Annotated in this window: 24 protein-coding genes; 9 read left to right on the plus strand and 15 right to left on the minus strand. The window is 64.4% G+C overall.

The window, feature by feature from the left end; all coding sequences use genetic code 11:
- Positions 1–97: 97 nt before the first annotated feature.
- The 8 genes from QA642_RS29435 to ugpC all read right to left on the minus strand — a co-directional run bounded on the left by QA642_RS29435 (position 98) and on the right by ugpC (position 8,403).
- Positions 98–1,267 (minus strand): acetyl-CoA acetyltransferase, encoded by a 1,170-nt coding sequence (locus QA642_RS29435; RefSeq protein ID WP_283079967.1) that lies wholly within the window; start codon positions 1,265–1,267, stop codon positions 98–100.
- Between the two features lie 62 nt (positions 1,268–1,329).
- The gene (gene eda / locus QA642_RS29440; protein WP_283079968.1) at positions 1,330–1,980 is read right to left on the minus strand and encodes a bifunctional 4-hydroxy-2-oxoglutarate aldolase/2-dehydro-3-deoxy-phosphogluconate aldolase; all 651 of its coding nucleotides are present in this window, start codon (positions 1,978–1,980) and stop codon (positions 1,330–1,332) included.
- A gap of 13 nt (positions 1,981–1,993) precedes the next feature.
- On the minus strand, positions 1,994–2,959 hold the full coding sequence (locus QA642_RS29445; RefSeq protein ID WP_283079969.1) for a sugar kinase: 966 nt from the start codon (positions 2,957–2,959) through the stop codon (positions 1,994–1,996).
- 29 nt (positions 2,960–2,988) lie between these two features.
- Entirely contained in the window at positions 2,989–3,975 is a 987-nt protein-coding gene (gene denD / locus QA642_RS29450; protein WP_283079970.1) for a D-erythronate dehydrogenase, read from the minus strand.
- Positions 3,976–4,042: 67 nt separating this feature from the next.
- Positions 4,043–4,969, minus strand: coding sequence for a carbohydrate ABC transporter permease (locus tag QA642_RS29455; protein ID WP_283079971.1), 927 nt, complete (start codon positions 4,967–4,969; stop codon positions 4,043–4,045).
- Positions 4,962–5,915, minus strand: a complete 954-nt coding sequence (locus tag QA642_RS29460; protein ID WP_051377944.1) for a sugar ABC transporter permease — start codon at positions 5,913–5,915, stop codon at positions 4,962–4,964. The genes QA642_RS29455 and QA642_RS29460 overlap by 8 nt, the downstream gene beginning before the upstream one ends.
- Before the next feature lie 63 nt (positions 5,916–5,978).
- Complete coding sequence (locus QA642_RS29465) at positions 5,979–7,298, minus strand: ABC transporter substrate-binding protein (protein WP_283079972.1); 1,320 nt, start codon at positions 7,296–7,298, stop codon at positions 5,979–5,981.
- A gap of 37 nt (positions 7,299–7,335) precedes the next feature.
- Complete coding sequence (gene ugpC, locus QA642_RS29470) at positions 7,336–8,403, minus strand: sn-glycerol-3-phosphate ABC transporter ATP-binding protein UgpC (RefSeq protein WP_027557397.1); 1,068 nt, start codon at positions 8,401–8,403, stop codon at positions 7,336–7,338.
- 203 nt (positions 8,404–8,606) lie between these two features.
- Between ugpC and QA642_RS29475 the strand changes: the two genes are divergently transcribed.
- From QA642_RS29475 to QA642_RS29500, 6 genes are all read left to right on the plus strand, one after another.
- Positions 8,607–9,707, plus strand: a complete 1,101-nt coding sequence (locus tag QA642_RS29475; RefSeq protein ID WP_283079973.1) for a LacI family DNA-binding transcriptional regulator — start codon at positions 8,607–8,609, stop codon at positions 9,705–9,707.
- Between the two features lie 122 nt (positions 9,708–9,829).
- Positions 9,830–11,659, plus strand: coding sequence for an IlvD/Edd family dehydratase (locus tag QA642_RS29480; RefSeq protein ID WP_283079974.1), 1,830 nt, complete (start codon positions 9,830–9,832; stop codon positions 11,657–11,659).
- A gap of 133 nt (positions 11,660–11,792) precedes the next feature.
- A complete protein-coding gene (locus tag QA642_RS29485) occupies positions 11,793–12,524 on the plus strand; it encodes an SDR family oxidoreductase (protein ID WP_130362352.1) in 732 nt (243 codons plus the stop codon).
- A 17-nt stretch (positions 12,525–12,541) separates the two neighbouring features.
- Positions 12,542–13,288, plus strand: coding sequence for an SDR family NAD(P)-dependent oxidoreductase (locus QA642_RS29490; protein WP_283079975.1), 747 nt, complete (start codon positions 12,542–12,544; stop codon positions 13,286–13,288).
- Positions 13,289–13,315: 27 nt separating this feature from the next.
- Positions 13,316–14,467: a serine hydrolase domain-containing protein gene (locus QA642_RS29495; protein WP_283079976.1), complete on the plus strand. Its 1,152-nt coding sequence runs from the start codon at positions 13,316–13,318 to the stop codon at positions 14,465–14,467.
- Positions 14,468–14,470: 3 nt separating this feature from the next.
- Positions 14,471–14,863, plus strand: a complete 393-nt coding sequence (locus QA642_RS29500) for a GFA family protein (protein ID WP_283079977.1) — start codon at positions 14,471–14,473, stop codon at positions 14,861–14,863.
- Positions 14,864–14,871: 8 nt separating this feature from the next.
- Here the strand turns inward: QA642_RS29500 and QA642_RS29505 are convergent, their stop codons facing one another.
- Positions 14,872–15,771, minus strand: a complete 900-nt coding sequence (locus QA642_RS29505; protein WP_283079978.1) for a DMT family transporter — start codon at positions 15,769–15,771, stop codon at positions 14,872–14,874.
- A gap of 89 nt (positions 15,772–15,860) precedes the next feature.
- On the opposite strand from QA642_RS29505, the gene QA642_RS29510 reads away from it, so the two are divergent.
- From QA642_RS29510 to QA642_RS29520, 3 genes are all read left to right on the plus strand, one after another.
- Entirely contained in the window at positions 15,861–16,727 is an 867-nt protein-coding gene (locus QA642_RS29510) for a LysR family transcriptional regulator (protein WP_283079979.1), read from the plus strand.
- Between the two features lie 71 nt (positions 16,728–16,798).
- Positions 16,799–17,479, plus strand: a complete 681-nt coding sequence (locus QA642_RS29515) for a site-2 protease family protein (RefSeq protein WP_283079980.1) — start codon at positions 16,799–16,801, stop codon at positions 17,477–17,479.
- A 61-nt stretch (positions 17,480–17,540) separates the two neighbouring features.
- Complete coding sequence (locus QA642_RS29520; RefSeq protein WP_283087003.1) at positions 17,541–17,963, plus strand: hypothetical protein; 423 nt, start codon at positions 17,541–17,543, stop codon at positions 17,961–17,963.
- Here the strand turns inward: QA642_RS29520 and QA642_RS29525 are convergent.
- The 6 genes from QA642_RS29525 to QA642_RS29550 all read right to left on the minus strand — a co-directional run bounded on the left by QA642_RS29525 (position 17,951) and on the right by QA642_RS29550 (position 23,881).
- Complete coding sequence (locus tag QA642_RS29525) at positions 17,951–18,766, minus strand: energy transducer TonB (protein WP_283079981.1); 816 nt, start codon at positions 18,764–18,766, stop codon at positions 17,951–17,953. The genes QA642_RS29520 and QA642_RS29525 overlap by 13 nt on opposite strands.
- Positions 18,767–18,776: 10 nt before the next feature.
- The gene (gene exbD / locus QA642_RS29530) at positions 18,777–19,232 is read right to left on the minus strand and encodes a TonB system transport protein ExbD (protein WP_283079982.1); all 456 of its coding nucleotides are present in this window, start codon (positions 19,230–19,232) and stop codon (positions 18,777–18,779) included.
- A 3-nt stretch (positions 19,233–19,235) separates the two neighbouring features.
- Positions 19,236–20,162 (minus strand): tonB-system energizer ExbB, encoded by a 927-nt coding sequence (exbB, locus tag QA642_RS29535; RefSeq protein ID WP_283079983.1) that lies wholly within the window; start codon positions 20,160–20,162, stop codon positions 19,236–19,238.
- The gene (locus QA642_RS29540) at positions 20,159–20,848 is read right to left on the minus strand and encodes a Fe2+-dependent dioxygenase (protein ID WP_283079984.1); all 690 of its coding nucleotides are present in this window, start codon (positions 20,846–20,848) and stop codon (positions 20,159–20,161) included. Before QA642_RS29540 ends, exbB begins: the two co-directional genes overlap by 4 nt.
- A gap of 19 nt (positions 20,849–20,867) precedes the next feature.
- On the minus strand, positions 20,868–23,417 hold the full coding sequence (locus QA642_RS29545) for a TonB-dependent receptor (protein ID WP_283087004.1): 2,550 nt from the start codon (positions 23,415–23,417) through the stop codon (positions 20,868–20,870).
- A gap of 224 nt (positions 23,418–23,641) precedes the next feature.
- Entirely contained in the window at positions 23,642–23,881 is a 240-nt protein-coding gene (locus QA642_RS29550) for a hypothetical protein (protein WP_235547003.1), read from the minus strand.
- Positions 23,882–24,020 lie beyond the last annotated feature (139 nt).

Consider the following 24,020-nt stretch of genomic DNA (forward strand, 5'->3'; position numbering starts at 1 on the left):
GCGTTAAGGTGGGCAAAGCGAAGCGTGCCCACCTTGATTTAGCGCAAGGAAACTGGTGGGCACGGCGCTTTCGCGCCTTTGCCCACCCTACGCGAGCTTACTTCAGCGGCTCCAGCACGGAGACGTAGTTGGCGACCGCCGCGCCGCCCATGTTGAAGATGCCGCCGAGCTTGGCGTTCTTGAGCTGCATGCCCTCGGGCGCCTGGCCGGCGAGCTGCATCGCGGTCATCACGTGCATGGAGACGCCGGTGGCGCCGATCGGGTGGCCCTTGGCCTTGAGGCCGCCGGACGGGTTGACCGGCAGCTTGCCGTCCTTGAGCGTCCAGCCCTCCTTGATGGCGCGGGCGCCCTGCCCCTTCGGCGTCAGGCCCATCGCTTCGTACTCGATCAACTCGGCGACGGTGAAGCAGTCATGGGTCTCGACGAAGGAGAGATCGGACAGCTGCAGGCCCGCCTTCTCCAATGCACGCTGCCAAGCAATCGTGCAGCCCTCGAACTGGAGGATGTCGCGCTTGGACATCGGCAGGAAGTCCTGGGCATGCGCGGTGGCGCGGAAGCCGATCGACTTAGCCATGCCCTTGGCGGTCTCGGCATCGGCCAGAACCAGCGCCGCGGCGCCGTCGGACACCAGCGAGCAATCGGTACGCTTCAGGGGACCGGCGACGTAGGGGTTCTTCTCGCTCTCGGCGCGGCAGAAATCGAAGCCAAAGTCCTTGCGCATCTGGGCGAAGGGATTGGCGACGCCGTTCTTGTGGTTCTTGGCCGCGATCAGCGCCAGCGCATCGGATTGGTCGCCGTATTTCTGGAAATAGGAGCTGGCGATCTTGCCGAACACGCCGGCGAAGCCGCCGACCGTGTCGCCGTCCTCGGGCAGATAGGACGCCTTGAGCAGGTTTTTGCCGATCTCCGGTCCCGGCGTGCGGGTCATCTGCTCGACACCGACGACCAGCACGATCTTGGCGGCCCCTGCGGCGATCGCGCGCAGACCCTGGTGCACGGCGGCAGAGCCGGTGGCGCAGGCGTTCTCGACGCGGGTCGCGGGCTTGAAGCGCAGCTTCGGGTCGGCCTGGAGCACCAGCGAGGCGGTAAAATCCTGCGGCGAGAAGCCGGCGTTGAAATGGCCGAGCACGATCTCGTCGACGTCGGAGGCGGAAATGCCGGCATCGGCCAGCGCCTCGTTGGCGACGCTGGTGACGAGGCTTTCGACGGTTTCGGTGTCGAACTTGCCGAACGGCGTATGCGCCCATCCGACGATGCTGGCGGTCATGGTCTCTTCTCCCTGGGGTCTCTTAGCCCTGAGCTAAGTCTTAGCCCAGGGATGGCAAGACTTCACGCAGGTTTAAGGGCCTGGAGGGTGCGCTGGCAGATGGCAGTTATGCCGGCCCAGTTCCCCGCCCTGATCTCGGCCGTCGGGCACAGCCAGGAACCGCCGACCGCAATCACATTGGGCTCGGCAAGCCAGCTCGCTGCATTGGCTTCGCCGACCCCGCCCGTCGGGCAGAACCGCACGTTCGGGAACGGCCCGCCGAGGGCGCGCAGGCCCTTGATGCCGCCGGCCTGCTCGGCGGGGAAGAATTTTGCCACGTCGAAGCCGTGCGACAGCGCCAGCATCAGTTCGGAGGCGGTGGCGATGCCCGGCGCGAACGGCAGGGAGCTGTGGGCGGCGGCCGCGAGGAGATCGGGGGTCAGGCCCGGGCTGATTCCGAAGGCGACGCCGAGCTTCTCGACCCGGGTGAAGTCGGCCGGATTGAGGATCGTGCCGATGCCGACGACCGCCTCGGGGACCGCGGCCATCATCGCCCGCGCCGCCTCGATCGCAACGGGGGTGCGCAGGGTCACCTCCAGCGTGCGGACGCCGCCGGCCACCAGCGCACGCGCCAGCGGCACGGCGTCCTGGATCCGCTCGATGGTGAGGACGGGAATGACGGTCGCGGCCTTGAACAGCGCGACGAGGTGGTTCTGTTGGGCAGTGGTGGGCATGTTGATCGCTTCTTTACTTGGTCGCCTGGCGCGAGGTCGCCGGCCGGTGCCGCTTCTTCGGGGGCATGGCATAGCCCGGAATGATGGCGCCGGGATAGCAGATCACGAGACTGGCGAGGCGATGGCCGGCCTGGGCGGCCTCGACCGGTTCCGACCCGGCAAGCCGCGCCGCGATATAGGCCGCGGCGAAGCTGTCGCCGGCCGCGGTGGTGTCGACGACCGGCTTGGTCATGGGCTCGGCCCGGACCTCGTGGGTCCCGCCGGGAAAGCGCAGCAGGCTCACCGGCTCGGCCAGCCGGAACACCAGCTCAGGCGTGGGGATACGCGCCATCAGCTGCTCATGGCTCTCGCCGGGGTAGAGCGCGAGCAGATCCTCGGTCGAGGTCAGCACGATGTCGGCGGCCGCAAACGCAGTGGCGAACACCTCGCGCGCGACGTCGCGATCGGGCCAGCCGCGCGCGCGGAAGTTGGTGTCGAACACGAAGCGGGTGCCGAGCAGGCGCGCCCGCTTGATCGCCGCGAACAGGCGATCGCGCCCCGGAGCATCGTAGATCGAGAGCGTGATCGCGGAGAGATAGACGATGTCGTAGCTCATCAGCGAGTTGAGCAGCTCGTCGGTCTCCGGCAGGCTCATCAGCTGGCGCGCCGCCGCACTGTCGCGCCAGTGGAAGAACTGGCGCTCGCCCTTGGCATCCGTCTGGATCATGTAGAGGCCGGGAAGCTTGCCCGGCAGCCGCGCGACGCGGCGGGTGCCGACGCCCTCTGCATTCCAGGCTGCGATCATCTCATCACTGAGCGCATCGTCTCCGAGCGCGGTGAGATAGTCGACCTTGACCTCGAGCCGGGCCAGATACACGGCCGTGTTGAGGGTGTCGCCGCCGAAGCCGCGCGAGTACAGGCCGCCGCCCTGCCCGGCCTGCCCACCTTGGGCCTGCCGGAGCTCGACCATGCATTCACCGATGCAAGCAACGCTCGCCATCGTCATATCCACGCTGTTCATCTGATAGCTCAGGCGACGAAGTTGCCGCCGAGCTCGTCTTCGATGTGAATGCGGATGATGTCGTCGAAGGATTTTTCTTCGGTGGTGAAGCCGAGCTCGCGCGCGCGCTTGGCCTCGAAATTGCGCGGCCAGCCGCCGACGATGCCGACGATGAACGGATCGAGCTCGTGCTTGATGCGCGCGGCGACCTTGTCGCCGGCGACGCGCCGGAGCGCTGCGATCTGCTCGCCGACCGTGGCCGAGAAGCCGGGCATGGTCAGGTTGCGGCGCGGGCCGACCTTGGCGAGATCCATGGTGCCGGCATGGAGCAGGAAGCCGACCGCCGAGCGCGGCGTGGCGTGCCAGTGGCGGACGTCCTCGGACACCGGAAGGATCGCCTCCTTGCCGGCCAGCGGCTCGCGCAGGATGTTGGAGAAGAAGCCCGATGCCGCCTTGTTGGGCAGGCCGGGCCGGATGCAGATGGTCGGCAGGCGGATGCCGATGCCGTCGAGGAAGCCGCGGCGCGAATAGTCGGCGAGCAGCAATTCGCCGATCGCCTTCTGGGTGCCGTAGCTGAGCAGCGGGGTGTGGAAGAACTCGTCGCCGATCGCATCCGGGAACGGCGCGCCGAACACCGCGATGGAAGACGTGAACACGACGCGCGGCTTGTAGCCGCCGCCGGCGAGGCGGATGGCGTCGAGCAGCATCCGCGTGCCGTCGAGATTGATGCGGTAGCCCTTGTCGAAATCGAGCTCGGCCTCACCCGACACGATCGCGGCGAGATGGAAGATCACGTCGGGGCGGCCGGCGATCAGCTTCTCGGCCGCGCCCGGGACCGCGAAATCGCCCGAGACGGTCTCGACGGGGAAGCCGGCCTTCTCCGGCTTCTTCGGCTCGACCACGTCATGCATAGTCAATTTGGTGATGTCGCTCTTGCCGAGCCGGCCGTCGCGCAGCAGCCGTTCACACAATTTACGGCCGACCATGCCGGCGGCGCCCAGAACCAGAATGTGCAAGAGCCTACTCCTTCTTATTGGCCGGAACGCGCCGCTACTGGCGCGCTCTCAAGGCGGGCCCCGCTGGTCATTCCTTCACGGCGCCGGTCATCGCCGAGACATAATGCTCCACGAAGAAGGCGTAAAGGATGACGAGCGGCAGCGAGCCGGCCAGGGCTCCCGCCATGAGCGACCCCCAGCGATAGATGTCACCGTCCACGAACTCGTTGACGATCGCGACCGGCACCGTCTTGTTGCTGGTCGACTGCAGGAAGGTCAACGCGTAGATGAACTCGTTCCAGCACAGCGTGAAGCAGAAGATGAAGGCCGAGATCAGGCCGGGAATCGCGAGCGGCAGCACGATCTTGATCAGGATCTGCCAGCGGCTCGCCCCGTCGATCAGCGCGCATTCCTCAAGCTCGAACGGGATGGTCTTGAAATAGCCCATCAACAGCCAGGTCGAGAACGGGATCAGGATCGTCGGATAGGTCAGAATCAGCGCCAGCGGCGAATCGAACAGGCCGTACTGGAACACGACGGTGGCGAGCGGAATGAACAGGATCGACGGCGGCACCAGATAGGCGAGGAAGATCAGCCCGCCGACCAGATTGGCGCCCTTGTAGCGCAAGCGCACAATGGCATAGGCCGCGAGTACAGATGCGATGATCGAAAGCACCGTCGCACAGACGGCCACGTACATCGTGTTCCAGAGCCAGTGCGGGTAGTAGCTCTCGAACAGCAGCTTGTGGAAGTGCTTGAACGTCGGATTCCAGGTCCAGAACGGATTGTACCTGTCGAGATCGAGCAGTTGATCATCGGGTTTCACCGACGTCAGCGCCATCCAGTAGAACGGGAACAGCAGAACGATGACGATGATCGCGAGCGGCAGATAGAGCGTCACGAGCCGGCGCGGCACCGACTGCAGGTAGCTCATGCCCTCGCTGTGATCGGCCGTAGGCGCCGAGCCCGACAGCACATTCTTGAGATCGATGGATCTGGTGGGCAGGTCAGTCATTGCTCTCTCCCTGCTGCCATTTCCGGCGCTGCAATCCGAACCATGAGACCATGATCGCGGCGAGCAGGAACGGAATCATGGCGCTGGAGATCGCCGCGCCCTCGCCCAGCTGCCCGGCGATGATCGCGCGCTGGTACGACAGGGTCGCCATCAGATGGGTGGCGTTGACCGGGCCGCCGCGGGTCATGGCCCAGATCAGCTGGAAGTCGGTGAAGGTGAACAGCACCGAGAAGGTCATCACGACAGCGATGATCGGCGTCAGCAGCGGATAGGTGATGTACCGGAAATTCTGCCAGCGCGTGGCGCCGTCGAGCGTTGCTGCTTCATAGAGCGACGGCGACACCGTCTGCAGGCCCGCGAGCAGCGTGATCGCCACGAACGGCACGCCGCGCCAGATATTGGCGAAGATCACGCAGATGCGTGCCCAGGTCGTGTCGCCGAGGAAATTGATGTTCTGGTTGATCAGTCCGAGGTGCTTCAGCGACCAGGAGATGATGGAGAATTGCGAGTCGAAGATCCACCAGAACGCCAGCGCCGAGAGCACCGTTGGCACGATGAAGGGGATCAGGACCATCGCGCGCAACATCGCCTTGAAAGGCATGTTCTCGTTCAGCAACAGCGCGAGATAAAGCCCGATCGCGAATTTGAGGGCGCTGGCGACGAAGGTGTAGAGCAGCGTGTTGAACACCGACAGCCAGAAGATGCTGTCGTCCCACAGCCACTCATAGTTCTCGGTCGCGATGAAGTGCCCCACCCTGCCGATGCGGGTGTCTGTGAAGGACAGCCAGATGCCGAGCCCCAGCGGATAGGCCAGGAAGAAGATCAGGAACGCCATGGCCGGCACCATGAACCAGAAGCCGAGCCAGTTGCGATTGTGTTTGAGCTGGGTCCAGGCGCTGTCCTCGCTCATCTGAGGCTTGGCCCGGGGAATTGCGACATCAGCCATGCCCGATATCCCTGATCGAAATGTTGACGAGCGGGCGGCCGGAAGGCCGCCCGCCCCGTGACGTCAGCGATAGATGCGCTTCAGCTGGCGCTCGGCTTCCGTCATCGCGCCCTTCGCATCCTTGGCGCCGGTGCAGTAGTTGGCGAACATGTCGACGACGATGAAGTCGGCGATCGCGGTCGCCGCCTTCTCACCGACCGTGCCGATGCCGGAGGCCGGCAGCGTGCGCTTGGAAGCCTGCGAGAACACGGCGTTCTTCGGATCGGCGGTCCAGATCGGCGCCGACTCGTAGGCGTTCAGGGTCTGCGTGAGATAGCCCTGCGCGCCGTCCAGCCACTTCTCGTAGTTCTCCTTCTCCAGCATGAAGGCGATGAAGGCCTTCGACGCATTCGGATATTTGGTGAAGTTGAAGGCGAGGATCGGCAGCGCGAGCTGCAACTCGGTCGGCTTGCCGATCGGGCCGACCGGCCAGAGCGCGTGATAGGTATCCTCGGCAAGCTCTTTCTTGGACGCGTCGGTCTTGGCCGCCACGTAGATCGAGATGCCGTTCGCCGTGCAATAGAGCTCGCCGGCGAGGTACGCCTTGTTGTTGGAGGAATCGTTCCAGGACGGGGTGCCCGGAATGAAGCTCTCGTAGAGCGCCTTGCAATATTCCAGCGCCTTCGCCGTCTCCGGCGAATTGATGATGATCTTGTCGTTCTGGTCGACCGTGTAGGCCCCGTGGCCCCACAGCACCCAGTGCAGCCACGAATTGCCATCGCCCGAGGCATGTCCGAGCGCGAAGCCGGCCGGGGTGTTGTTGGCCTTGAGCGCCTTGCACATCTCGAGGAAGCCCGGGAAGTCCTTCGGGAATTCCTTGAAGCCGGCCTTGTCGAGCGCCGACTTGCGGTAGGTCATATAACCGCCGTTGGTCGCGACGGGAATGCCGAGCCAGTCGTCACCGAGCTTGCAGGTCTTGGCCGCCGCATCGGTCCAGCCGCCATATTTCTTGCCGAGGTAATCGGCGACGTCGTTCATCTTCAGGACTTTGGTGGGGAAGAGCTGCGGCAGCGTGTGCAGACCCCAGGCGAGATCGAGTCCCGAGCCGGTATTGGCCGCAACCGAGGCCTTCGGCTGCACGTCCTCGAAGGACTCGCTGAACACGTTCATCTCGGTGCCGGTCGCGGTCTTGAACGCCGCCACCATCGCGTTGAACGCATCGTCTTCCGCCGGCACGAAGCGCTTCCACCGCATCACGGTCAGCTTGGCGCCCGGCTCCGCCTTCCAGGGCGCGCTCTGCGCCCAGGCCTTGGCGAAGTCGAACAGTGCCGGACCGGTCAGCATGCCGGTCGCGGCCAGAGCCGTTCCGCCTTGAAGCAGAGTCCGGCGGGTAAAGTCTTGCATGTCGTCCTCCCTGTGATTCTTTTTTCTTCTTGGTCTTTTACGCGTTGAGGCGTTTGCCTGTCGCGTCGTCGAATAAATGAACCAGCGACGGATCTGGCTTCAGCCGGACCTTGTCGCCCGGGTTGAACTGGTGGCGCTCGCGGAACACCGCAACGACCTGCTCGCCGCCGACCTTGGCGAACACCTGCGTCTCCGAGCCGGTCGGCTCGACCACGATGATCTCGGCCTCGGCGCCGTCATCGGCGATGGTGAAGTGCTCGGGCCGCACGCCGTAGACCGCGGGACGGCCGTCGGACGCCGCCGGCGCGTTCTTGAGCGGCAGCTTGACGCCGTTCGGCCCCTCGAACGTCGCAACGCCGTTGACGCGCACGTGGCCCTTGAGGAAGTTCATGGCGGGCGAGCCGATGAAGCCGGCGACGAACTGGTTGTCGGGCTTGTCGTAGAGCTCGAGCGGCGTGCCCATCTGCTCGACGATGCCGTCATGCATGACGACGATCTTGTCGGCCATAGTCATGGCCTCGATCTGGTCGTGGGTGACGTAGACCGTGGTCGTCTTCAGCCGCTGGTGCAGTTCCTTGATCTCGGTGCGCATGGCGACGCGCAGCTTGGCATCGAGGTTCGACAAGGGCTCGTCGAACAGGAAGACCTGCGGATCGCGGACGATGGCGCGGCCCATGGCGACGCGCTGGCGCTGACCGCCGGAGAGCTGGCGCGGATAGCGATCGAGCAGCGGCGACAGTGCGAGGATCTCGGCGGCGCGCTTGACGCGCTTGTTGATCTCGTCGGAGCTCGCGTTCCGCAACTTCAGCGAGAAGCCCATGTTGTCGGCGACCGTCATGTGCGGATAGAGCGCGTAGTTCTGGAACACCATCGCAATGTCCCGCTCCTTGGGCTGGACATTGTTGACGACGCGGTCGCCGATCGAGATCGTGCCGGAGGTGATGTTCTCGAGACCGGCGAGCATGCGCAGCAGCGTCGACTTGCCGCAGCCGGAGGGGCCAACCAGGACGACGAACTGGCCGTCCTCGATCGGGATCGTCACGCCGTGCAGGACTTCAAAATTGCCGAACGATTTCCGCACGTCGCGGATTTGCACAGACGACATCTAGCTCCCTCCTCGAAAGTCCACGACGCCTCTAGCGCCGCGACCGTCTTGTTTTTCAGACTTCGCCAACCCGAAGCCCGAACCTAGCAGGCGACATTGTCGGCAGTTTGTGCGGTTTTGGCAATTTGTCTTTGGTTAGTCGCTGCTGGTAGCGCTGTCAACGATCCTTTGGTTTCGACATTGGCTATGCTAAAGAGCAGCAAATGGGTCGAAAACGCACCAAGTCAGGCAAAATCCGGCTGGCCGAAGTCGCCGAGCTTGCCGGCGTCAGCCCGATCACCGCGTCCCGCTTCTTCCGTAATCCGGAGGCGCTGTCGGTCGCCAAGCGGACGCGGGTCGAGAGCGCGGCCAAGGAGCTCGGCTACGTGCCGAACCTGGCGGCACGGGCGCTCGCCTCGCAGCGCACCGAAGTGATCGGCGTCTTGATCCCCTCGCTCACCAACAACGTGTTCTCGGACGTGCTGCGCGGCATCTATGACGCCTCCGAGGGCGGCCGCTACTCGATCCAGTTGTCCAACACGCGCTACAGCATCCTCCAGGAGGAGAAGCTGCTGCGCCTGTTTCTGGCGCAGAAGCCGGCCGGGCTGATCGTGACCGGCATCGACCAGACCGCGGAATCGCGCGCGATGCTGGAGGCGGCCGACTGCCCGATCGTGCAGATCATGGAGATCGGGCCCAATCCGGTCGACATGATGATCGGCTTTTCGCACTATGATGCAGCCCGCGCCGCGGTCGCGCACCTGTTCGCGCAAGGCCACCGCAAGATCGGCTTCGTCGGCGCGCGCATGGATCCCAGGGTGCAGCGGCGGCTGGACGGATATGTCTCGGCCATGAAGGATGCCGGCCTGTTCGAGCAGCGCCTCGTCGTCACCACGGCGACGCCGACCTCGGTGACGCTCGGCGGCGCCCTGTTCACCGATCTCTTGGCGCGGGAGCCCGGCCTCGATGCGGTGTTCTGCGCCAATGACGACCTCGCGCTCGGCGTGCTGTTCGAATGCCGGCGCCGGGAGATCGCGGTGCCCGAGCAGATCGCGATCGTCGGCTTCAACGATCTCGAATTCATGGCCTCCGCCGTCCCTACGCTCACCAGCGTGCGCACCAACCGCTACGAGATGGGCAAAACCGCCGCCACCATGCTGATCGATGCGATCGACGGACGGCGGCCGGAGCAGCCGGTGCTCGATCTCGGCTTCAAGGTGATCGAGCGGCAAAGCTCGTCGGCGCGGCATTCGGACAATCGGCCAGCCGCATCTGGCGGGGCCGCCGCGAACAAAATGGTAGCGTTACCAAGCGGCCATGACTAGTATCGGACTTGTGAGGAAACGACCCGCCAACGGGCAGGCCCATCGTCGCTCACATCGTTGGGCATCGCACAAGCCGACACCACAAGACGGACGCCAGTGCGTTTGCATTGCAGGAGAAACCAATGACAAAAAAGCCAACCAATGGGCACGCGGGCGCCGGTAACGGCACGCGCCGCCACCTCCGCTCGCAGGAATGGTTCAACAACCCGCATAATCCGGGCATGACCGCGCTCTATATGGAGCGCTACCTGAACTACGGCCTCACCCGCGCCGAGCTCCAGTCCGGCAAGCCGATCATCGGCATCGCCCAGACCGGCAATGACCTCTCCCCCTGCAACCGGCACCATATCGAGCTGGCGCACCGCGTCCGCGAAGGCATCCGCGAGGCCGGCGGCATCGCGATGGAATTCCCGACCCACCCGATCCAGGAGACCGGCAAGCGCCCGACCGCGGCGCTCGACCGCAATCTCGCCTATCTTGGCCTGGTCGAGATCCTCTACGGCTATCCGCTCGATGGCGTCGTACTCACCACCGGCTGCGATAAGACCACGCCGGCCTGCATGATGGCCGCCGCAACCGTGAACCTGCCAGCGATCGTGCTGTCGGGCGGCCCGATGCTGAACGGCTGGCACGCCGGCGAGCGAACCGGCTCCGGCACCATCGTCTGGAAGTCGCGCGAGCGGCTTGCCGCCGGCGAGATCGACTATGAGGAGTTCATGGAGATCGTGGCCTCCTCGGCGCCGTCGGTCGGCCACTGCAACACCATGGGCACGGCTTCGACCATGAACGGCCTCGCCGAGGCGCTCGGCTTCTCGCTGCCGGGCTGCGCGGCGATCCCCGCCCCTTACCGCGAGCGCGGCCAGATCGCCTACGAGACCGGCAAGCGCATCGTCGAGATGGTCTGGGAAGACCTGAAGCCTTCGGACATCCTGACCCGCAAGGCGTTCGAGAACTGCATCGTGATCAATTCGGCGATCGGCGGCTCGACCAATGCGCCGATCCACATCAACGCGCTGGCCCGCCACATCGGCGTCGAGCTGTCTATCGACGACTGGCAGAAGCACGGTCATGACGTGCCGCTGCTGGTCAACATGCAGCCGGCCGGCTTCTATCTCGGCGAGGAATTCCACCGCGCCGGCGGCGTGCCGGCCGTGGTCCGCGAATTGATGAACCACAAGCGCATCCACGAGGACGCGCTCACCGTCAACGGCCGCGGCATCGGCGAGAACTGCAAGGATGCGCCCAAGCCCGACAACGACGTGATCCGGGCCTACGACAAGCCGCTGGTGAAGGACGCCGGCTTCCTGGTACTCAAGGGCAACCTGTTCGATTCCGCGATCATGAAGACCTCCGTGATCTCCAAGGAATTCCGCGACCGCTATTTGAGCAACCCGAAGGACCTCAACGCCTTCGAAGGCCGCGCCATCGTCTTCGAGGGTCCGGAGGATTATCACGAACGGATCGACGACGCCTCGCTCGACATCGACGAGCACTGCGTGCTGTTCATCCGCGGCACCGGCCCGATCGGCTACCCCGGTGGCGCCGAGGTCGTGAACATGCAGCCGCCGGCGGCGCTGATCAAACGCGGCATCCTGTCCCTGCCCTGCATCGGCGACGGCCGCCAGTCCGGCACCTCGGGCTCGCCCTCGATCCTGAACGCCTCGCCGGAAGCCGCCGCCAATGGCGGGCTTGCGGTCCTCAAGACCGGCGACAAGGTGCGCATCGACCTCAACAAGGGCAGCGCCAACATCCTGATCTCGGACGAGGAGCTGAAGAAGCGCCACGCCGAGCTGAAGGCCAATGGCGGCTTCAAGCATCCGCCGAACCAGACGCCGTGGCAGGAGATCTATCGCAACACCGTCGGCCAGCAATCGACCGGTGCCTGCATGGAGCTCGCCACGCGCTATCAGAACGTCGCCGGCACCTTTGGCGTGGCGCGGGATAATCACTAGCAGCCACACCGTCATTGCGAGCGAAGCGAAGCAATCCAGAGATTTGTCCGCAGAGGCAGTCTGGATTGCTTCGTCGCTTCGCTCCTCGCAATGACGTGGGGCTGGCATTCTAATGAACACAAGGGAGAACAAAATGGCAGATCGCCTCAAGGGAAAGCGCGCCGTCGTCACGGCTGCGGCAGCAGGCATCGGGCGTGCATGCGCCATCGCATTCGCGCGTGAAGGCGCAACCGTCATCGCCACCGACATCAACGAGGCCGGCATCGCTGGCCTGACCAAGGAAGGCATCGCCGAAGTGGCAAAGCTCGACGTCCGCAACACCGCCGACGTCAACGCCTTTGCCAAACGCGTCGGCAAGATCGACATCCTGCTCAACGCGGCTGGCTTCGTGCATCACGGCACCATCCTGGAGTGCTCGGAAGAAGACTTCGACTTCTCCTTCGACCTCAACGTCAAGTCGATGCACCGGACCATCAAGGCCTTCCTGCCCGACATGATCGCGGGCGGCGGCGGCAGCATCGTCAACATCTCGTCCTGCGCGGCCTTGAGGCCGCCGGCGAACCGTTATGTCTACAGCTCGTCGAAGGCCGCGGTGTCGCTGCTGTCGCGCGCGGTCGCGCTCGACTTCATCACCAAGGGCATCCGCTGCAACTCGATCTGCCCCGGCACCGTCGAGACGCCCTCGATGCTCGACCGCGCCGCCGCGCAAGGGCCCCAGGGCAAGGAGATGTTCATCTCGCGCCAGAAGATGGGCCGCCTCGGCACCGCCGAGGAGATCGCATCCATGGCCGTCTATCTCGGCAGCGACGAGAGCGCCTTCACTACCGGCGTCGATCTGGTCGTCGACGGCGGTTACATGCTCTGACGCCAGGGGCACCCGGCATGAACAAGATCGATCTCAATGGCCGTACCGCCGTCGTCACCGGCGGTGCGCAGGGCTTTGGCCGCGCCATCGCCGAGCGCTTCGTTGCCTCCGGCGCCAAGGTCGCGATCTGGGATTTTGACGCGGCGCTGGCCGAGAAGACCGCGAAAGAGATCGGCGACAACGTCCGCGTCTTCAAGGTCGACGTCACCGACACCGCTGAAGTCGAGCAGGCCCGCGATGCGACGCTGGCCGCCTTCGGCAAGATCGACATCCTCGTCAACAATGCCGGCATCGCCGGCGTCAACAAGCCGGTCTGGGAGACCGATCTCGAGGAATGGCGGAAAGTCCTGCGCATCAACCTCGACGGCCCCTTCATCTGCTGCAAGGCCATCGTGCCTGAAATGCTCAAGCGGAAATACGGGCGGATCGTGAACATCGCCTCGATCGCCGGCAAGGAAGGCAATCCGAACGCCTCGCATTATTCGGCGTCCAAGGCCGGCTTGATCGCGCTGACCAAATCGCTCGGCAAGGAGCTCGCCGCGCATGACATCCTGGTGAATGCGGTGACGCCGGCCGCGGCGAAGACCGCGATCTTCGACCAGATGACGCAGCAGCATATCGACTTCATGCTGTCAAAGATCCCGAAAGCGCGCTTCGTGCAAGTCGAAGAGCTCGCCGCGATGGTGAGCTGGCTCGCATCCGAAGATTGTGCCTTCTCCACCGGCGCAGTGTTTGATATTTCGGGTGGACGGGCGACCTACTGAGGCATGGGCCGCCCGAGGGGGCGGACCATGCAATTTCGGCGACGGGACTTCGTGAAGCTCGCAGCGGGCGCGCTGCCGCTGCTGTCGTGCCCAGCGCTGGCGCAACTCGCGCCCAACCCGCCGAGCATCCGCCCGCCCTCGCCGGCCGAGCGCGGCGCCATGGCGCGGCTCGCGCGCAGCTTCATGGACAAATACGACGTGCCGGCGCTGTCCTTTGCGATCGGCTATGCCGGCACTGTCGTCCACGAGGATGCCTTCGGGCTTGCCGACCGCGAGCGCAACGAGACCGTGACGCCGCGACATCTGTTCCGGATCGCCAGCGTCAGCAAGATGATCACCTCGGTCGCGATGTTCCGCCTGATCGAGGAGAACCGTCTCAAGCTGACCGATCGCGTGTTCGGCCCAGGCGCTTTGCTCGGCACCGATTACGGGCAGCCGCCCTACTCTGCCGGCATCGACCAGATCACGCTCGAGCATCTGTTGACCCACACTGGCGGCGGCTGGAGCAACGACAACCGCGATCCCATGTTCACCCATCCGCGGATGGATCATGCCGAGCTGATCGCCTGGACGCTCGCCAACCGGCCGCTGGACCGGCCGCCGGGCCAGCATTACGCCTACTCCAATTTCGGCTATTGCGTGCTGGGGCGCGTGATCGAGAAGCTCACCGGCCAGCTCTATGCCGAGCACGTCCGCAGCGAGGTGCTGGCGCGCTGCGGCGTCACCGACATGACGATAGCGGGCAACACGCGCGACCAGCGCCAGGCCGGCGAAGTCGCCTATTACGGCCAGGGCGAAAGCCCCTACGACATGAAAGTGCGGCGGATGGATTCCCATGGCGGCTGGATCGCGACCCCGTCGGATCTCGTCCAGTTCCTGATGCATGTCGACGGCTACACCAGGCCCGCGACCATCCTGCGGCCGCACACCATCCAGGTCATGACCACCGCACCCAGCTATAGCCCGGACTATGCCAAGGGCTTCTGTGTCAACAAGTCAGGCAATTGGTGGCACAATGGCAGCCTGCCGGGCACGAGCACGATCGCCGTGCGCACCCATGGCGGCTTCTGCTGGGCTGCCTTCACCAACACCAGACGCGGGAATTCCAACATGGATGGCGATCTTGACGATCTCAACTGGAGCATGGCGCGCCAGGTCGGCGAATGGCGGGTGGCCTGAGCCATGATCCGGGAAGGTGGATGCCTGTGCGGCGCGGTGAGGTTCAAGGCGGAGGGCGAGCCGCTCAACGTCCGCATCTGCCATTGCCGCTTGTGCCAGAAGGCGATGGGCTCGCCGTTCTTCGCCCGCGCGCAGTTCGACCAGCGCGCACTGACGGTCGAGGGCGAGACCGAGCGCTATGCGTCGTCCGAGAACATCGACCGCGTCTTCTGCAAGCGCTGCGGCACGCGCCTGTTCGCCTGGCGGCGCAATGGCACGCTCGCCGGTGTCTCGCTTGCGACCTTCGATGATCGCAACGCCTTTACGCCGACCGAGCACATCTGGGTGAGCGAGAAGCTCGCCTGGCTGAAGCTCGATGACGGTCTGGTGCAATATCCGGGGACCATCCCGACGTGAGGTCGCGATCAGCCTGAGGCGCCGGCCGCTTCAACGCGCCGGCCCGTCGTGGTCGCAATCCAGATTCCGGCAAACACCGCGACGATGCCGGCCGCGAGATTCCACCGCAGCGGTTCGTGCAGCAACCAGGCGCCGACCAGCGAGGCCGTGATCGGGTTGACCGTCACCGAGATGGCGACGCGCGTCGGCGTCGTCCGCTCCAGCGCGAAGGCCCAGAGATAGAAGGTCAGCGCCGCGCCGAACGCGCCGAGATATGACGCCGCCAGCCATTGCGGCGCGCCGAAGCTTGCGACCGGCGCAAAACTGCCGCGGCCATACGAGAGCAGGATGAGGCAGGCCGCGCCCGCCGCCATGCTCATGGTGGTGAAAGCGATCGGGCTGGAGCGGCGGATCAGCGGCTTCGACCAGATGCCGTAGAGCGCCATGCATAGCGCAGCCGCCATCATCAGGAGATCGCCGCGCCAGGCACCCGGCGGCGCCGAGGTCAGGTCGGTGAGCAGCGCAACCGCAACACCCAGAGTCGCGATCACGACACCGATCGATTTACGCCAGGTCAGGGCTTCGGCACCGAGTGCGGCTCCGATCACGAGCGACAGCAGGGGAAGCGTCGACAGTGCGAGCGCGCCACGCGCGGCCGTCGTGAAGATCAGCGAGGCGTTGAACAGGATCGGGAACACGGCGAAGAACAGAATGCCGAGGGCGAAGGCGGCCGGCCAGTCGCCACGCCCCGGCCAGCGATCACCGCGCAGCAGCGTCAGCGGCAGCAGCAGGAGAACGCCGATGCCGAACCGGAACGAGCCGATCGCGAGCGGGTCGATGCTGCCCACGAGGTACCGCGTGGCGCCGATCGAGGTGCCGCCAAGGCCGCTCGACAGCACCGCGGCCAGAACGCCAAAAGTCTCGCCCACGCTCCCTCCCCGACTGCTTTGCGGGCGAGCATATGAGACGCGCCGAAACAGGGAATGGAATTTCTGTCATGCCAGGATAAGTTTTCATCATGATCGCACCTGTTCTCGATCCCGACCTGCTGAAGGCGTTTGTCGCCGTTGCCGAACATCGCTCGTTCACACGCGCTGCCGCGACGCTCCACCGCACGCAATCGGCGGTGAGCGTCCAGATCAAACGCCTGGAGGAGCGGCTTGGTGCAAGGCTGTTTCAACGTACCAGGGCGGGCGTCGTGCTGACCGCAGCAGGCGACGAACTCCTCGTCTATGCGAGGCGCCTTCTCGACCTCAATGCGGAAGCAATCGGCGCACTCCGCGCACGCAAGCACGAAGCCGTGGTCCGCCTCGGCGTGATGGACGATTACGGCACGATCGTCATTCCGCCCTTGCTCGCGCGCTTTGCCAAAAGCCATCCGGACGTCAGGGTCGAGATCGAGACCGGGTTGACCGCGACCATGCCAGCAAGGCTCGGCGAGGCCTATGACCTCGTCATCGCCATGCATCCGGAAGGACAAGGCGCTGGCGAGCTGCTGCGGCGCGAGCAGGCGGTGTGGGCGGCGGGCGCGTCCTATCCAGCCGGAGCGCGCGATACGCTGCCGGTCGCACTCTATCCGCCAGGCTGCCTGTTCCGGCAATGGGCCGCGGAGGCGCTGGATGCCGCCGGCCGGCCCTGGCGGCTCGCCTTTGTCAGCCGCACGCTGGCGGCGGTAGAAGCGATTGCGGCGCAGGGCCTCGCGATTACGGTGGTGAAAGCCGGCACCCTGCCCGCCAGCCTGCATAGCCTGTCGGACGGCCTGCCGCCGTTGCCTGCGGCAGACATCCGCCTGCACCGCGCACGCAACCTGTCGCGTGCCGGCGGCCTGCTGGCGGATCATCTACAGCTTGGGATTTCGCAACCAGCGCCCCATATCCTGCCCTGACGCGTTGCCTCACCACCGGATTGGCCGGGTTGGCTGCAAGGCCACGAGGCGCAAACCGGGATCGACGAGCCGTGAACATTTCCTTTTATGACATTTCGGTTTGGGTGCTGCCGCTGGTGCTCGCCATCACCTTTCACGAGGCCGCGCACGCCTTCGTCGCGCACCGTCTCGGCGACAACACAGCCGCGCAGCTCGGCCGCGTCAGCTTCAACCCGATCAGGCACATCGACCCGTTCGGCACCCTGATCCTGCCGGCGATGCTGCTGTTTGCGCATTCGCCGTTCCTGTTCGGCTATGCCAAGCCGGTGCCGGTCAATTTCCGCAAGCTCAACCATCCGAGGCTCGATATGGTCTGGGTGGCGCTGGCTGGCCCTGCCACCAACATCCTGCTGGCGCTCGCGGCCGCGCTTGCCCTGCACGCCCTGCCCTTCGCGCCTACCGGCGCGGCGCAATGGATCTTCGACAACCTCAAGAACGCGCTCCTGATCAACGCGGTCCTGGCGGTGTTCAACATGATGCCGATCCCGCCGCTCGACGGCGGCCGCGTCGCGGTCGGGCTGCTGCCGCGACCACTCGCTTTGCCCTTGGCCCGACTCGAGCCGTTCGGCATGCTGATCCTGATCGGCCTCTTGATCCTGCTGCCGCTGGCGGGCTCGCAGTTCGGTCTAAATCTTGATGTTATTTCAGCAATACTGCGGACGTTGACCGGATATGTGATTCAGGCTGTTCTCTTCCTGACCGGCAATGCGTAGTTGACTGAACACCCGAATTCCAGCCGAAGGGCCAGAGGCCGACTTGGTCAAAGCTGCCGATATGCTGATCGCGCGACGCGCGGACACCCGTGCCCGCGCCGATTTTGCCACCTGGAAGATGATGGCCAAGCTCAACGGGGCGTCCGCGCTGCCTCCAGACGCCCAGGAGTTCCTCGCCAGCTACAAGAACCTGCTGGCGCGGATGAGCGAGGGTGAAGCCACCGAGGCCACCATCGGCGCGATCTACAAGGCCTACTATGCCGAGATGGGCGGTGCGGGAACCGCGCCCGACGTCCGCCCCCGCCAAGCCGAGCCTGCCGCGGACAATGTTACCGCGTTCCGGCGCCCGGCGCCGAAGCCGAAGAAGGTCAGCTTTTTCGGGGCGGCGACCGCCAGCGGAACCCAGAAGCGGCCGCTGCCGGTGGCGCTGATTTTCGCCTGCCTGGTGGTGGTCTATGTCGGGATCAGGCTCTACTGGCGCTGAGCCGTCTTCTTTTTCTTCGCGTCCGGCGGCGTGAAGATGATGTAAACCGTGCGCTCGAATCGATCTTCGGTCAGCTTGGCTGGCGGCTGCGGAATGGGATCGGACTTGCGGACGATCGAGACCGCGGCCGCGTCGTAAGCTGCATCCCCCGAGGACTCCACAACATCCACCGACAGCACGTTGCCCTTCCGGTTGATCGCGAAGCTGACCTTGACCTTCTGGTTATTGGGCTGCTTGCCTTCCGGGTTGATCTTGTGCAGCGCGAGGTGCGCGCTGATCTTGCGGTTCCAGTCGGCTGTCAGCTGCAGGATATCCTTGCCGATGCCGATGATTGGCGCCATCGCCTTCTCGGCCTCGCGCGCGGCGTCTTCAAACGTTTGACGAGTCTGGTCAATCTGCTTTTGCGCCGCCTCCATGGCCGGAGTTTCAACGGCTGCAATCTTGGGGTCTTCCTCCTGCTCCTTCTTCGCCTTGTTTTCGCTGACGAGACGATCGGGATCCTCGGCCTGTTGCGGCCGATCCTGGGGGAGCTCCGTCTCCACCGTTTCGGCCTTCTGCTGCGGCAGCTCAGGGCGCTCTTCTTGCGCTTCAGAGTCGGTGGGCCCAGTCGGTTGATCCGACTCCTGAACGGGTGGCGAGGCCATCTCCACGGCGAACTCGGCGCCTGCCGCGCCCAGACCGTCGCCGTCGTCGTCGGTGCGCAAATGAGCCAACGCCAGCGCAGCACCGCCCAGATGGAGCCCGAGCGCCGCCACTGCCGCCAAGATCCAAAGTTTCCGGGATGGTCTGGGTTCGTCCGACATCACAGGCCTCTCAGGGCTGGGCGGCGCCGGCCGCGGGCGTCCCCGGAGGCCCTTCCAGCGCAACCAGCTTCACCCGATTATAGCCGCCCGAGCGCAGGAGCTCCATGACGCCCATCAACTCCCCATACGGCACCGAACGATCGGCGCGCAGGAAGACGTATTTGTCCTTGCTCATGTCGGACATGCCGTCGAGCGTCCCGATCAGCTCGGCGCGGTACACCGGGTTCTCCCCGATCGCCAGCGTCAGATCGGGCTTGATGCTGACATAGGTCGGCTTGTCCGGTTTCTTCTGCGGCATCGCGCTCGAGGTCGGCAGGTCGATCGGCAGATCGACGGTCGAGAGCGGCGCTGCGACCATGAAGATGATCAGCAGCACCAGGATGACGTCGATGAACGGCGTGACGTTGATGTCGTGCGTTTCCGCGAAATCGTCGTCGTCATCGTTGTCTGCGAGCGAAACGCCCATGGTTCACTCCGCCGCGCGTGAATGCGCGCTGCCGTGGCTGCGGTCGAGATCGCGTGACAATAGCCGCGCCGCCGCGCCCGAGGCACGGCTGACGAGCTCGAGATAGCCCTTCGTCATGCGCGAGAAGTGATTGTAGATGATAACGGCGGGAATGGCGGCGACGAGGCCGATCGCGGTCGCGAGCAGCGCTTCGGCGATGCCGGGCGCGACGACGGCAAGATTCGTGGTCTGCGACTTCGAGATGCCGATGAAGCTGTTCATGATGCCCCAGACCGTGCCGAACAGGCCGACGAAGGGCGATGTCGAGCCGATGGTCGCGAGCACGCCCATGCCGACGCGGATGCGCCGCGCCTCCGCGCGCACGATCTCCTGGAAGCTCGAGGCCGCGCGCTCCTTGATGCCGGCATCGCTGGACAGGCCGGCCGACATCCGCGCCTCGCGCAGCGCCGCCGCCAGGAAGGAAGGCAGGATGCCCCCCTTGGCGCCAAGCGCCATCTGGGCTTCGGCGAGCGAGCGCGCCTCCGCGACCTTTTTCAGCGCCGAACGAAGCTTGCTTGATGCGACCGACAGCTCGATCGACTTGGCGATCAGGACGGTCCAGGTCATCAGCGAGGCGAAGGCGAGCCCGATCATCACCGCCTTCACGATGACGTCGGCCGACATGAACATCACCCAGGGCGACAATTCCTTCATCGCCGGCGCGATACCAGCCGCCGTATCGGGCTTTACGGCCGCCGGCGCGGTGGCTGAGGGGGCCGCGGGTGCCGCCGCTGCCGGAGCAGCCACTGGGGCCGGACTGGTCGCAGCCGGCTGGGCCGTCGCTTGTGCCGGGGCCGCCGGCGGGGTCTGGGCGGAAACAGGAGTTGCGAGCCAGGCGGCCGTCAGGACGACAGCTGCGGCAAGGCTTGCTTGGAAGGACATCATCTTCATACTTCGGCCCAGTAGCGAATGAGGTTGTGATAGATACCCGTCAATTTGACCGTTTCGGGATCGTCACGCCCGAGCCGCTCCACCAGCGCCTGTATCGCGGTGTCGAGGTCAAAGATCATGGTACGGGCTTGATCGTCCCGTATCATGCTCTGAAGCCAGAAGAAAGACGCAACCCGCGTCCCCCTCGTCACGGGCGTCACGAGATGCAGGCTGGTCGAGGGATAGAGCACGCAGTCGCCGGCTGGCAACTTGACTTCGTGCGAACCGTAGGTGTCCTCGATCACAAGTTCGCCACCGTCATACTCTTCCGGCTCGGCGAGAAACAGCGTGACCGACAGGTCGGTGCGGATGCGAAGGCCGGTCAGCCGGTCGCCGCGGATCGCATTGTCGACATGCAGCCCGAAATGATGGCCGCTGTTCGCCGCATAGCGGTTGAACAGCGGCGGGAAGATCTGGAGCGGGATGGCCGCCGCAATGAAGCGCGGGTTCGAGGTCAGCGCCGAGATGATGCGGTTGCCGAGCTTGCGCGCGACCTCGCTGTCCGGCGGCAATTGCTCGTTGCGCTTCACCATCGCCGACTGTGCGCCCGCGGTCGAGCGGCCGTCCTCCCACGCGCTGGCGTCCATGATGCGGCGGAAATCCGCCACATCATTTTTGCTGAGAACGTTTTCGATGCATGTCAGCATGAAACTCGTTGTTGCTCCGTCAGTAGCGGGCTGACAGCACCAGGTAAGCGGCACGCCCCGGTGCTTCCAGCACGAAGGGCGCAGCGCTCTGGTACAGCGCGTCGTAGTAGCGCTTGTCGAAGATGTTGTTCACGAACAGCTTGACCTGCCAGTTCTTGTTGATCTTGGCCTCCGCGAACATGTCGAAACGCCAATAGCTCGGAATCGACGTGCCCTGGTTGGCCGCGAGGAACGTGCCACCATAGATCTTCGAGCGATAGACTGCCTGACCACCCAGCTCCCAGACGTCGTTGAACTGGTACTTGCTGAGCATGCTGAAGGATTGATGGGCGACGTTCGAAAGCGGCAGGCCCACGTTCGTCGTGTAGAGGGCCGTATTTGCAGGCGGGATCAGCGACTTCGTCACCTCGGATTGCATTAACACCAACCCGCCGAAGACACTCCATTTGTCGGTGATCTTGCCGCCGACGCCGAGATCTATGCCTCGAATACGGTAAGCAGCTCCGGCCGTGATACAGGAAACGGTTCCCGTAGTGCCTGCAGGATAAGGACAGGCTGCGGTCGCCGTGGCGGCCGTGATGTTGCGTGACTCGCGCGCATTGTCCTTCTCGGTCTGGAACAGAGCGGCTGTGAGCAGCAGGTGCCTGTCAAACAGCTCCCACTTCGTGCCGAGTTCGATTGCTCTGTTCTTTTCGGGACCAAAAATCTGCGTGGCATTACCGTTGAGCACCGGTGCAAGGCCGCCATACTGGACGCTGGTGCCGTCGAATTCCGCGCCGACCGGGTTCGACGACGTCGCGTAAGCTGCGTAGACGCTGCCGTTCGGCAGCGGCTTCAGCGTGAGACCGAGATTGAAGTTCGGCATTCCGTAGTCTTGCTGCTGCGTGCCGAACACGTTGGCGACCCCATTTACGGTGCCGTATCCGCTCGTCTTGATGTTGTAGTCGTCGTAGCGAACGCCACCATTCAGGATGACCAGATCGCGGTAGTTCGCGCTGTCCATCGCGTAGACGCTCTTGGTGTCGATCGTGATCTTGGTAGGCAGGCCGGACAAGCCGGCCGGTATTCCGAACGGAAGGTTCGTGAACTGCGGATTGAATACGCTCACCCCGGACAATGATCCGGTGCCGCTGAAACCGCCGGGAAGCGCTTCGGAGCTGAGACCGAGATACTTGTCGATGGACGACTTCTCGTGGTCGTATTCGAAGCCGGCAAGTGCCGTGTGTTTGAAGCCGACGCCGTCGTTGAATTTGTATGTCGCCTCCGTCTGGTTGGCGATCACACTGGTCTCCTGGAAGCGGCTCTGCGGATTGGCACTGAGTGTCGACGCCGAAAGCGGATTGGCCAAAACCGGCGCTTCCGGAAGCGTGCCGATGTAGTTCTGGGTGGAATACGAATCCCGGAACTTGTTGGTAATCAACAGGTCGGGTGTGATCTGCACTTCCGCGTTGAGTGTGCCAATGTCCTGGCCGGTCCGATAAAAGTCACGATTGACGAAGCCGTACCAGTTGTTGCGGTTGGAGCCGAAATCCGGGAACGGCCCGCCGGCCGTGCTCGCCGTGCTGGGCCGATAGTAAGGCACGCCGAAGTCGGGCAGACCGGTCAGCTCGGTATGGATGTAACCGGCCTGGATCTTGACCGCATCTACGGGCTTCCACGTCGTAGCGACAAACGCTCCGTCACGATTATCCTTCACATAATCGCGCCCGGCGACGCCTGCGTCCTGGAACAGGCCGCCAGCACGCACCGCCCAGGTCGGGTTGATCACCTGGTTGACGTCGAGCACCACGCGCTTGGTCTGGTCGGTGCCAAACGTCGTGTCCATGTTGTAGAAGCTCCCCGCCGTCGTCGCCTGCTTGGTGACGATGTTGATCGCACCACCGGCGATGCCGCGGCCGGCGAAGGTCGAGCCGGGGCCGCGCAGGATCTCGACCTGCTCGGTGAAGAAGTTCTCACGCACGCTGACGCCGGAATCGCGGACGCCATCGATGAAGACGTCGTTGCGGGCATCGAAGCCGCGGATGAAGAAGCGGTCGCCGAAAGCATTGCCGCCCTCGCCCGTTCCGAGCGTCACGCCGGCCGTGCTCAGGATCGCTTGCTTCAGGGTCGTGGCGTTCTTGTCCTCGAGCACTTCCCTCGTAAGCACGGTGATCGATTTTGGCGTGTTGAGGATTGGCTCAGGGAATTTGCCTGACGCTTGCACTCGGGTGGCCATGTAAGGCGCGGCGGGATTTGCGTATGGATCACGATCAGCAGCAAGACCGCCTGCATTAACCACCGGTGCCGTTGCAGCCTGCTGCCGCTGCGCCGCACGCCGCAGCGCGTTGCGTGCGCGGACCTGCTCGGCCGTCGGTTTCGAAGCGGTGGGACGCGGACGCTCGTGGGGCGCATCGACCGTGACGGGCGGCAGGTTGGACTGCTGCGCATGCGCGCCGCTCGACACCGACGCCACCGCGATCAGGCTCGCAACTGCCGAGACCGTCTTGCCAGAACCACCCGACGACTTCTCATCCATCGAATCGAACGCTGCGACCGAACGCAACGATTTCGGTGCGACCACCTGCCCCATTACCAAACGCCCCATCTTCTTGTTCGCTCATTCACTTCGATGAACGATGGGCTGTTGGTATCGGCGGCAAAATAGCGGGTCAATGCGGGCAAGCCGCCAGAACCCTTGAATACGTCAAGATCAAAACGATTCTAAACTGCAGTTTGAAACGGTTCTAAACGAAGATTGGAGTCGTTCTAAAACAAGCGCGAAAAGCACGTCGCTATCGGCATCGCGCGCACGCTTCAGTCGCTGCTCGGCGGCTTCATCAGCGAGAACAATTCGTCGATGTTTTTCTGCGCGATCGCGCGCACGCGATCGGTGTTGTCCAGCCCGGCGATGTTGACGCCGTTGACGACGGCTTTGATCTCGTCGCGGAAGTCGGTGAGGAAGCGCAATGGGTCGCGCTGCTCGTTGGCGACCCGCGCGATCAGTCCCGTGATCAAGATCTGACACGCGATCAGCTTGCCGTTCAATTCGTCCATCCTGCGCTCCCGTTGTGGCGGCGCCGATATGGACGATGCCGATTTTCCTGACAACCGAAACGGTCTGCGCAGAATTTAGAACCGTTCTTGGCTCGCCTGAGCCGGCCCTCCGCGCGGCGCATCTCGCTCTCGCGCACAC

It is taken from the genome of Bradyrhizobium sp. CB2312, assembly GCF_029714425.1.
Taxonomy (GTDB): domain Bacteria; phylum Pseudomonadota; class Alphaproteobacteria; order Rhizobiales; family Xanthobacteraceae; genus Bradyrhizobium.

What these genes read in the sequence shown, in the direction of transcription:
- QA642_RS29485 (WP_130362352.1), top strand. Translation starts at nt 11,793, where the DNA reads ATGGCAGATCGCCTCAAGGGAAAGCGCGCCGTCGTCACGGCTGCGGCA.
- QA642_RS29490 (WP_283079975.1), top strand. Translation starts at nt 12,542, where the DNA reads ATGAACAAGATCGATCTCAATGGCCGTACCGCCGTCGTCACCGGCGGT.
- ugpC (WP_027557397.1), bottom strand. Translation starts at nt 8,403, where the DNA reads ATGTCGTCTGTGCAAATCCGCGACGTGCGGAAATCGTTCGGCAATTTT.
- QA642_RS29550 (WP_235547003.1), bottom strand. Translation starts at nt 23,881, where the DNA reads ATGGACGAATTGAACGGCAAGCTGATCGCGTGTCAGATCTTGATCACG.
- QA642_RS29540 (WP_283079984.1), bottom strand. Translation starts at nt 20,848, where the DNA reads ATGCTGACATGCATCGAAAACGTTCTCAGCAAAAATGATGTGGCGGAT.
- QA642_RS29545 (WP_283087004.1), bottom strand. Translation starts at nt 23,417, where the DNA reads ATGGGGCAGGTGGTCGCACCGAAATCGTTGCGTTCGGTCGCAGCGTTC.
- QA642_RS29495 (WP_283079976.1), top strand. Translation starts at nt 13,316, where the DNA reads ATGCAATTTCGGCGACGGGACTTCGTGAAGCTCGCAGCGGGCGCGCTG.
- eda (WP_283079968.1), bottom strand. Translation starts at nt 1,980, where the DNA reads ATGCCCACCACTGCCCAACAGAACCACCTCGTCGCGCTGTTCAAGGCC.
- exbB (WP_283079983.1), bottom strand. Translation starts at nt 20,162, where the DNA reads ATGAAGATGATGTCCTTCCAAGCAAGCCTTGCCGCAGCTGTCGTCCTG.
- QA642_RS29525 (WP_283079981.1), bottom strand. Translation starts at nt 18,766, where the DNA reads ATGTCGGACGAACCCAGACCATCCCGGAAACTTTGGATCTTGGCGGCA.
- QA642_RS29475 (WP_283079973.1), top strand. Translation starts at nt 8,607, where the DNA reads ATGGGTCGAAAACGCACCAAGTCAGGCAAAATCCGGCTGGCCGAAGTC.
- QA642_RS29465 (WP_283079972.1), bottom strand. Translation starts at nt 7,298, where the DNA reads ATGCAAGACTTTACCCGCCGGACTCTGCTTCAAGGCGGAACGGCTCTG.
- QA642_RS29455 (WP_283079971.1), bottom strand. Translation starts at nt 4,969, where the DNA reads ATGACTGACCTGCCCACCAGATCCATCGATCTCAAGAATGTGCTGTCG.
- QA642_RS29520 (WP_283087003.1), top strand. Translation starts at nt 17,541, where the DNA reads ATGCTGATCGCGCGACGCGCGGACACCCGTGCCCGCGCCGATTTTGCC.
- QA642_RS29445 (WP_283079969.1), bottom strand. Translation starts at nt 2,959, where the DNA reads ATGGCGAGCGTTGCTTGCATCGGTGAATGCATGGTCGAGCTCCGGCAG.
- QA642_RS29510 (WP_283079979.1), top strand. Translation starts at nt 15,861, where the DNA reads ATGATCGCACCTGTTCTCGATCCCGACCTGCTGAAGGCGTTTGTCGCC.
- exbD (WP_283079982.1), bottom strand. Translation starts at nt 19,232, where the DNA reads ATGGGCGTTTCGCTCGCAGACAACGATGACGACGACGATTTCGCGGAA.
- QA642_RS29460 (WP_051377944.1), bottom strand. Translation starts at nt 5,915, where the DNA reads ATGGCTGATGTCGCAATTCCCCGGGCCAAGCCTCAGATGAGCGAGGAC.
- QA642_RS29435 (WP_283079967.1), bottom strand. Translation starts at nt 1,267, where the DNA reads ATGACCGCCAGCATCGTCGGATGGGCGCATACGCCGTTCGGCAAGTTC.
- QA642_RS29480 (WP_283079974.1), top strand. Translation starts at nt 9,830, where the DNA reads ATGACAAAAAAGCCAACCAATGGGCACGCGGGCGCCGGTAACGGCACG.
- QA642_RS29500 (WP_283079977.1), top strand. Translation starts at nt 14,471, where the DNA reads ATGATCCGGGAAGGTGGATGCCTGTGCGGCGCGGTGAGGTTCAAGGCG.